Genomic DNA, 8,438 nt, shown 5'->3' with positions numbered 1-8,438 from the left:
TTCATGCCCGGCGCGCCGATGAAGCCGGCGACGAAGACATTTTGCGGGCGGTCGTAGAGCTCGAGCGGCGTGCCGACCTGCTCGATCGCGCCGGCGCGCATCAGAACGATGCGCTCGCCCATGGTCATGGCTTCCATCTGGTCGTGGGTGACGTAGATCATGGTCGTTTGAAGCCGGCGGTGCAGCGCCTTGATCTCGGCGCGCATCTGGGCGCGCAGCTTGGCGTCGAGGTTGGACAGCGGCTCGTCGAACAGGAAGGCCTCCGGGTTGCGCACCAGCGCCCGGCCCATGGCGACGCGCTGTTTCTGCCCGCCGGAAAGTTCGCTCGGATAGCGCTCCAGTTCCTGGGTGAGCCCCAGCATCTCGGCAGCCCGCTCCACGGCCGCATCGCGCTCGGCGCGGGAAATACCGGCCATGCGCAGGGCGAAAGCCATGTTCTTGCGCACGCTCATATGCGGATAGAGCGCGAAATCCTGAAACACCATGGCGATGTTGCGCTGGCGCGGCTGCATCCTGTTGGCGACCTGGCCATTGACCATCACCTCGCCGCCGGTGATCTCCTCAAGGCCGGAAATCATCCGCAACAGCGTCGACTTGCCGCAGCCGGACGGACCGACGAGAACCGCGAACTCGCCGTCGGCGATGTCGAGATCAAGACCGTGGATGACCTGGCGCTGGCCATATTTCTTGACGATGTTGCGCAGCGTGAGACTGGCCATTGTTCTTCTAACCTCCGGGGCGGACGCGTTTGCGATCCGCCTTACCGTATTTCCGCCGGGGATGAAATTGCCTGGCGCACACGGCAGGCCGAAACCGAGACGTTTTTTCGCATGATCAGGAACCAATCGGCGCATCAGAACGTTTGAAAAGTCTCCAGATAAGCCGCGTCCCGATAAATGCGGCAGTCTGGGACAGGGTGCGACCCGCCCCGGCACAGGCAATCTGTGCCGGGGATGTCCCTTTCACGAGGCCGCTCGGCGCATCCGTGCCAGTCATGCGGCATTTGCCAGCCATAGGACCTGGGGCATTGTCGCGGAGGTCAGATGTTTCCAGCCGACCGCGACATACTTTATGGCGCTGTTGCGGCGCGCACCCCGTCGCTTCCCGCCGTCCCTTCGGCGAGCCACGCGCCAAGCGCCGCATTGACCGCGTCGGCCTGCTCGATCGGCGCGTTGTGGCCGGCCTCGGGGATCATGGTCAGGCGCGATCGGGCCGAAATCGCATGCATTTCCCGCGACAATTCCGGCGGCGTCACCGTATCCCGTTCGCCGCAGATGATGGTGACCGGGCCCTGATAGGCGGCAAGCGCGGAACGTCCGTCCTTTCGGGCGATAATGGCAGCCTGCTGGGAGAAGAATGTGTCCATCCCCATATCGACGCCCATGGCCACGAGATCGTCCATCAACGCAGGCGACACATTGTCCGGACGGAAGCAACACGCTTCGAGGCTCGCACGATAGGCTCGCGCCATGCCGACCTGACGAGCCGCGATCATCGCGGCGCGACGCTCTGCCGTGCGGCGCGCATTCTCGGGCTGGGCCGAGGTCGCGATCATCGCGACGCCGACAATCCGTTCCGCATGTGACGCCAGAAGACGGCAAAGGATGTAACCGCCCATCGACCAGCCTGCCACATGCACCTTCTCGGGAAGCCGGCGGGCAATGATCTCCGCCATTTCGGCGATGCTTTGCGCCGCAAAATGCTCTTCCGGCACGATCACCTCATGACCGAGCGCCTCCAGAAACGGAATCTGCAACTGCCAGACCCTGCGATCGCACTGGAGGCCGGGGATCAGCATCACCGGCTGTTTTTCTCCCGCGCTCATGGCGTTTCCGCCAGGTCTTCGGCATGGTGACAGGCAACCAGACGCCCCGGGCCGATCGGTCTCAACGGCGGCTTCGAAAGGCATCGCTCCGTCGCATGGGGACAGCGCGGCCGGAAATGACAGCCCTCCGGCGGGTTCAGCGGGCTTGGAAGCTCGCCCTTCAGCAGCCGCTCGCGCTGCCCCTGGGGGGCCGGTCGCGGCACGGCCGACAATAGCAGCCGGGTATAGGGGTGCGCGCTTCCGGCAAAAAGGTCGTGGACCGGCGCCAGTTCGACAATCCGCCCCAGATACATCACGGCGACCCGGTCGGCGATGTGGGCGACCACCGAAAGATCATGCGAGACGAAGATCAGCGTCAGGCCCATCTCCTGCTGCAACCTGAGGATCAGGTTGATGATCTGCGCCTGGATGGAGACGTCGAGCGCGGAGACCGGCTCATCGGCCACGATCATCTCCGGGTCGAGCGCGATGGCGCGGGCGATGCCGATGCGCTGGCACTGGCCGCCGGAAAGCTCATGCGGATATTTGTCGAGGTGATAGGAGGACAAGCCGCAGGCCGACGCCACGGCCTCGACGCGGGCGCCGATTTCCGCCGGGCTGCCGTAGCGGTAGTTCCTCAGCGCCTCGGCAAGGATCACCCGCGCCGTCATCCGGGCATTGAGCGAGGCATAGGGATCCTGGAACACCATCTGGAACCGCCGCCGCGCCGCGTGCAGCCGCGCGGCGGAAACGGCGTTCAGATCTTCGCCGTCAAAGGCGATTGCGCCCTCCGTCGGCTTTTCCAGATGCATGATCAGCCGGGCGAGCGTCGACTTTCCGCAGCCCGACTCGCCAACCAGACCGAGCGTCTCGCCCTTCCGGATTTCCAGGTCGACGCCGTTGACCGCATGCAAAAGCCGGGGTTTGCCGAAGAACCCGGCTTTGCCGATATCATAGGCCTTGCTCACGCCTTCAAGCTTCACCTGCACATTCATTGCCAAGCCCTCACGATTTCATTGGTCTCAAGCGCCGCGGCGACATCGCCGGCATTGAGGCAGGCGGCGCGATGACCTTTCCCGACCGCCCGATGCTCGGGCAGCACGGTTTTGCAGGCGGGCGTCGCGAAGGCGCAGCGATCGGCATAGATGCAGTGCTCCACCCGATGATCGAGACGCGGCACGGCGCCCGGAATTTCCTTCAGCGGCCGGCGATGGTGAAGAGCGCCCGACAGCGGCAGGGCCTCGATCAGCCCGGCCGTATAGCCATGGGCGGGCCCGCCGAGGACCGAGGCCACCGGCCCCTCCTCGACCACGCGGCCCGCATACATCACCATCACCCGGTCGGCGGTCTCGGCAACGACACCCAGATCATGGGTGATGAGGATCACCGACATGGAGAGATCGCGCCTCAGATCCGTGATCAGTTCCAGGATTTCCGCCTGCACCGTCACGTCAAGCGCCGTTGTCGGCTCATCGGCAATCAGCAGTTCCGGATCGCAGGCAAGCGCCATCGCGATCATCACCCTTTGCCGCATGCCGCCCGAAAGCTCGTGCGGATAGGCGTTGATCCGGTTCTTCGCATCGGGAATGCGCACCAGATCGAGCATTTCCAGCGCCCGGACCATCGCCGCCTTTTTCGAAACGCCCCGGTGACGCGCGACGGTCTCGGCGATCTGCATGCCGATCGTGTGGACCGGCGTGAAGGAGGTCATCGGATCCTGAAAGATCATCCCGATCCTGCCGCCGCGGATCGCGCGCATCTCCCGCTCGCTCTTTTGCAGCAGGTCTTCTCCGTCGAGCACGATGCTGCCGGAGGGATAATGCACGCCGTGGCGCGGCAGAAGCCGCATCACCGACATCGCCGTCACCGACTTGCCGCAACCCGATTCGCCGACAAAGGAGAGGATTTCGCCGCGGTCCACATGAAAGGAGACGTCGGTGAGCGCGTGGTGAATGCCCGCCTTGCCGGAAAAGGTCAGCGACAGATTGTCGACGGAAAGAAAGGTCTCGCCCATCACAATATCCCCCTTTTGGCCTTGCGCGGGTCGACCGCATCGGAAAGCCGGTCGCCCAGAATATTGACGAGCAACACCAGCAGCGAGAGCGCAAGCCCCGGATAGAGCATCAGTTCGGGATGCAGCCGGAACATGGACTTTGCCGCCGCCATCATCCCGCCCCAGCTCGGAATATCCGGCGAGACGCCGACGCCGAGAAAGGCAAGCACGGCAGAGGTGATGACGGCTGAGGCGCAGGCATAGGTCGCCTGCACCAGGACCGGGCCGAACATGTTGGGCAGCACATGGCGAAACACCAGCGGCAGGCCGCGCGTGCCGATCGAAACGGCGGCGGCCAGATAGGGCTGGCGGCGGATGCCAAGCACCAGCGCGCGCACGACCCGCACCATGCGCGGAATTTCAGGAACCGTGATGGCGACGATGACGGCGGCAAGCCCCTGTTCCATCAGCGAGGCGAGCGCGATGGCAAGCAGCACGGCCGGGATTGACATCATCGCATCGTTGAGACGCATGACGATGGCGCCGCCGAGGCCTGAAAAACCCGCATAGACCCCGATGGCAACGCCGATGAGGGTGGTGATTCCGGCAACGGCAAAGCCGACGGCCATGGAATTGCGGGTGCCGTAGATCAGCCGGGCATAGACGTCGCGGCCGAGATTGTCGGTCCCGAGCCAGTGTTCGGCGGACGGCGGGCGGTAGCGCATGGCCGGATTGATCGCCATCGGATCGCCCGCCAGAAGCGGCGCAAACACGCCGACCAGGGCCATGGCAACCAGCATCGCGAGCACGATCGTGACTTCGCGGTGGGCCTTGAGAAAACGGAAACCCTCGCTGACGAGAAGCAGGGTTTCGGACGAACGGACGCTTTTGCTGGTCTCTTCCATGACGGCCGTCATCCCCTCACCCTCGGGTCGAACAATGCGTAGCTCAGATCAACGATCAGGTTGATGAGGATCAGCGTCACGGAAAAGAACAGGATGATGCCCTGCACCACGGGATAGTCCCGGCGCACGATGGCGTCGACGGTGAGCCTGCCGATCCCCGGAATGTTGAAGACGCTTTCGGTCACCACCACGCCGCCGATGAGCGCGGCAAAGCCGATGCCGATGACGGTGACGATCGGCACGCCCGCCGTCTTCAGCACATGCACCGCGAGAATGCGGCCGGTGCCCATGCCCTTGGCCTTGAGCGTGCGCACGAAGTTCTCCTGCAGCACTTCCAGAACGGCGGCCCGCGTGACGCGAGCGATGAGGGCGGCGAACACGAGCATCAGCGCAACGGAGGGCAGCGTCAGCGAGACAAGCGTTGCCCAGATGCCATCCGACAGCGGCTTGTAGCCCTGGACGGGAAACCATCGCGCCTTCACGGCGAAGAGATAGACCAGCAGATAGGACGTCGCGAAGACCGGCACGGAGAAGCCGGCGACCGAAAATGCCATGATGATGCGGTCAACGAGACCGTTGGCCCTCCACGCGGCAATCGTGCCGAGCGGGATGGCGACCAGCACGGTCAGCACCATCGTATAGGCGGCAAGCATGAAGGTCGGTTCGATGCGCTGGGCGATCAGTTCGGTCACCGGCTTGCCCGAATAGACGCTTGCGCCGAGATCAAGACGGACGGCATCGGAAAACCAGATGACGAACTGCGCCGGCAGGGACTGATCGAGATGCAGCCGCTGGCGAATCTGCTCCACCTGGGCGGGGCTCGCATTGTCGCCGGCGATCAGGAGCGCCGGGTCGCCCGGCGCCAGATGCACCAGAAGAAAGATGAAGACCGAGACCAGAAGCAGGGTCGGTATGGCCGCAGCCAGTCGGCCGAGAATATAAGCCGGCACGCGTTCCTCCCGGAAAGTTTGGTGCAAGACGGGCCGACGTCACTCGCATCGGCCCGTCATGATAATCAGTTTTCGGCGCGCGAAACATTCCAGAAGAACGGAACGGGGCTTTCGATATAGCCTTCGAGATCGGTCGAAAGGCCCTGGCTCGGATAGACCTGGCCAAGCGGCACATAGGGCACGAGGTCATGCGTGACCTCCTGCATGCGCGTGGCCAGCAGCTTCTGCTCTTCCGGATCGCTCGTTGCCGCGAACTGCTCGCGCAGTTCCTGCAGTTCTTCCGAGCAGGCCCAGCCGAACCAGCCGTCACCGCAGGCGCCGGCGACATAGACATTGGTCATCGGATTGATCTGGTCGACATAACCCCAGCCGGTGAAGAACAGGTTCCAGCCGCCGTCCGCGACCGGCTCCTTCGACGCGCGCCGGGTGGAAACCGTCGCCCAGTCGGCAATCTGCTCGTCGACGACGAAGCCCGCTTCCTCCAGCATCGGCTTCAACACCGAATAGGCTGCGTCCTGCCCGGCGATATCGGTCACATGCATGATGTGGACCGGCGTGCCATCATAGCCCGCCTCCGCCAGAAGCGCCTTGGCCGCCTCCACATCGCGGGTCAGAACCCGGTCGGTGTTGACGTCGCTTTCGAACGGCGTGTTGCAGAAGAAGACGGCCGCGCAGATCTCGTAGAGGTCGGTATTGTCGCCGTTCATCGCCTGCATGAAGGGCTCCTGCTCGAGCGCGAGCTGCAGCGCATGGCGGATCTTCGGATTGTCGAAGGGCGGGTTCAGATGGTTGACGACCAGCTGCAGCGAATTGCCGGACTGAAGCGCCGGCTCGGCCACCGCCTCGTTCTGGCCTTCGAAGAGCGGCAGCATGTCGGCCGGCACCTCTTCCATCCAGTCGATCTCGCCGGCGAGCAGCGCGTCGATAGCGGTCGCCGTGTCGGGAATGTTGACGATCTCGATACGATCGAAGCCCGCGACCTTTCCGCCCGCGGCCATGGAGGCCGGCTCGTCTCGCGGCACATATCCCTCGAACTTTTCATAGGGCGCGATCGAGCCCGGCACCCATTCATCGACCAGGAGACGGTAGGGCCCGGAGCCGACCGGTTCGGTCACCGGGTCGCCCGGATCCTGTTCGGCCAGCCGTTTGGGCATGATCACCGGGATATTGGACGAGATCTTGCCGATCGCCGGCAGAACCTGGGCCCAGGGCTCGGCCATGGTGATGACGAGCGTTTTGTCATCGGTGGCTTCGATGCTGTCCATCTTGGAGAACATGATCTTGCCGAGCCCGTCGACCTTGCCCCAGCGCTGAAGCGAGGCCACGGCATCTTCGGCCGTGACCGGACTGCCGTCATGGAAGGTCAAACCGTCGCGCAACGTGATGGTATAAACCAGATCGTCATCGGAAACATCGACGCTCTCGGCCATTTGCGGCTGAACCTCGAAATTCTCGTCCAGCGCGAACAGCACGTCATAGATCAGATAGCTGGCATTGCGGATGGTGTAGTTGGTCGTCGAGATCGGATCGACGGAATTGATGTCGCCGTTCATGCGCAGACGAAGCACGCTGTCATCGGCAAAGGCCGGCGCGGCGGCGGTCGCCAGGGCGGCGGCCAGAAACAAGGCGGATGTCTTCAATTTTCCCTCCCGAAACACGCAACCTTTCGCATCCTCCACGAACAGGTCGCCTTTATCCCCTATTTTTCGTATACTAAATGCACGAAACGTTACGTATTTACCGTGAAATCAAACAATGATCAAGCCGATTCCGCTGAACACGCTGGCGATTTGAGAAAAACCGTGTAAACAGAGGGTATTGAATCAGGGGGAAAAATGGCCACAATCAAGGATGTAGCGAAGGCCGCCGGCGTCTCCGTAACCACTGTTTCCGCCACGATCAATGACAGCGCGCCGGTCAGCGCAACGTTACGCGCCCGGGTCAATGCTGCGATCGCGGCCGTTGGCTACGTGCCCAATCCGGTGGCGCGGAACCTGCGCCTCGGCCGCTCGCGCCAGATCGGCCTGCTCGTGCCCGATATCGCGGCGCCCTATGCCGCCAGCATTGCCCGCAGCATGCAGGCGGCGCTCTCCGACAAGGGCTATTCGATGTTCTTCGCCTCCAACGGCGACGATCCCGCGCGCGAGCTGGCCGACATCGCCCGCATGAGCGACCATCAGGTGGCGGGACTGGTGCTCTTTCCCACATGCCTCGGAGAGCGCTACGCGGAAAACATCATCCCCGCGCTCAGGCGCCCGACTGTGATCATCGACCGCATCATAGAGGGCGCGCCGTTTGATTGCGTCGTTGACGACAATGCGCTTGGCGCCCGCCTGATCGTTCACCACCTTCTGCAGCTCGGCCACCGCGAGATTGCCGTGATCGCGGGCCGCACCGGCATTTCGGTATCCGACGACAGGCTGGAGGGCACCCGTGCGGCGCTCAGCGAGGCCGGACACCCGATTCCCGACAACTTCGTCTACACCCATCATCAACGCGAGGATCAGGCCTTCCGGGCCGCGCAGGATCTGATGTCGCGGCAGAACCGGCCAACGGCGATCGTGACGATCAACACGATGCAGACCCGCGGCGTACTGCAGGGCCTGAAGTCGATGGGGCTGAAGGCGCCGGATGACGTCTCGCTGATTTCCTTCGACGGGCTGCATTTTTCGGCGGGATTCGATCCCGAGATCACCTCGCTCGATCAGGACATTCCGGCGATCGCCGAAGCCGCCGCCGGCATGTTGATCGAGCGGCTGGAGGCCGAGGACACGACCGCCCGGGCC

8 protein-coding genes are annotated in these 8,438 nt (G+C 63.6%); 1 reads left to right on the top strand and 7 read right to left on the bottom strand.

What is annotated here, in order from left to right; genetic code table 11:
• From AC5DC2_RS14760 to AC5DC2_RS14730, 7 genes are all read right to left on the bottom strand, one after another.
• On the bottom strand, positions 1 to 719 hold a 719-nt coding region (locus AC5DC2_RS14760; RefSeq protein ID WP_491699019.1), incomplete at its 3' end, for an ABC transporter ATP-binding protein.
• Between the two features lie 350 nt (positions 720 to 1,069).
• A complete protein-coding gene (locus AC5DC2_RS14755; protein ID WP_491699018.1) occupies positions 1,070 to 1,825 on the bottom strand; it encodes an alpha/beta fold hydrolase in 756 nt (251 codons plus the stop codon).
• Positions 1,822 to 2,799 carry an ABC transporter ATP-binding protein gene (locus tag AC5DC2_RS14750; protein ID WP_024708214.1) on the bottom strand — a complete coding sequence of 326 codons (978 nt, stop codon included), beginning with the start codon at positions 2,797 to 2,799 and terminating at the stop codon, positions 1,822 to 1,824. Before AC5DC2_RS14750 ends, AC5DC2_RS14755 begins: the two co-directional genes overlap by 4 nt.
• On the bottom strand, positions 2,796 to 3,818 hold the full coding sequence (locus AC5DC2_RS14745; protein ID WP_491699017.1) for an ABC transporter ATP-binding protein: 1,023 nt from the start codon (positions 3,816 to 3,818) through the stop codon (positions 2,796 to 2,798). Before AC5DC2_RS14745 ends, AC5DC2_RS14750 begins: the two co-directional genes overlap by 4 nt.
• Positions 3,818 to 4,702, bottom strand: coding sequence for an ABC transporter permease (locus tag AC5DC2_RS14740; RefSeq protein WP_491699016.1), 885 nt, complete (start codon positions 4,700 to 4,702; stop codon positions 3,818 to 3,820). Before AC5DC2_RS14740 ends, AC5DC2_RS14745 begins: the two co-directional genes overlap by 1 nt.
• An 8-nt stretch (positions 4,703 to 4,710) precedes the next feature.
• On the bottom strand, positions 4,711 to 5,652 hold the full coding sequence (locus AC5DC2_RS14735) for an ABC transporter permease (RefSeq protein ID WP_491699015.1): 942 nt from the start codon (positions 5,650 to 5,652) through the stop codon (positions 4,711 to 4,713).
• A gap of 65 nt (positions 5,653 to 5,717) precedes the next feature.
• Positions 5,718 to 7,292, bottom strand: coding sequence for an ABC transporter substrate-binding protein (locus AC5DC2_RS14730; RefSeq protein ID WP_491699014.1), 1,575 nt, complete (start codon positions 7,290 to 7,292; stop codon positions 5,718 to 5,720).
• A 195-nt stretch (positions 7,293 to 7,487) separates the two neighbouring features.
• On the opposite strand from AC5DC2_RS14730, the gene AC5DC2_RS14725 reads away from it, so the two are divergent.
• Positions 7,488 to 8,438, top strand: a 951-nt coding sequence (locus AC5DC2_RS14725; RefSeq protein WP_491699013.1) for a LacI family DNA-binding transcriptional regulator, incomplete at its 3' end; no start/stop codon positions are given.

Source organism: Martelella sp., assembly GCF_984369615.1.
This window is presented reverse-complemented; position numbering and strand designations above follow the sequence as displayed.